The organism is Pseudomonas sp. DrBHI1, from assembly GCF_002205115.1.
Lineage (GTDB): Bacteria > Pseudomonadota > Gammaproteobacteria > Pseudomonadales > Pseudomonadaceae > Aquipseudomonas > Aquipseudomonas mosselii.
Genome location: NZ_NIBE01000127.1, coordinates 119,990 through 120,587 on the forward strand (window position 1 = coordinate 119,990; position 598 = coordinate 120,587).

The following is a 598-nucleotide window of genomic DNA, read 5'->3' on the forward strand; positions in this document are numbered from 1 at the left end:
ATTCACTATCGTTTATTCCCCAAGGTAGCCCTGTAATGTCCTTCGCCGAGCAACTGACCCGCCTGCAAGCCTTCCTCGACGCCGATGAGCTGCACGAAGAAGCGCTGGACTACGTCGCCGCCCACGGCTACCTGACCGCGCTGTCGATCTGCTCCGAGGAAGTTCCAGAACGCGAATGGATCGACGCGCTGTTCGCCGAAGAACCGCACTATGCCAGCGATGCCCAGCGCACCGAGATCGAGGCCACCCTGGTCGCGCTCAAGGCGCACATCGCCCGCCAACTGGCCAGCGACGAAGAATTCGACCTGCCCTGCGAGCTGGACCTGACCGACGAGCCGGACGATTCCGACCTGCGCGGCTGGTGCATCGGTTTCATGGAGGGCGTGTTCCTGCGTGAAGAGGCCTGGTTCGAGAACGCCGAGGAAGAAGTCAGCGAAATGCTGCTGCCGATCATGGTCGGCTCGGGCCTGTTCGACGAGCAGCCGGAGTTCGCCGACATCGCCGGTAACGCCAACCTGCAGGACGACATGATCGTGCAGATCCCCGAGGCGCTGAGCGCCCTGTTCCTGCTGCTGCACGCCCCCGAAGAGAAACCTGC

At 63.0% G+C, this 598-nt stretch carries 1 protein-coding gene; it reads left to right on the top strand.

Features of this window, described 5'->3' with window-relative positions:
* Positions 1-35 precede the first annotated feature (35 nt).
* The coding region (locus CC207_RS23945; protein WP_088852886.1) for a YecA family protein at positions 36-598 on the top strand (563 nt) is incomplete at its 3' end.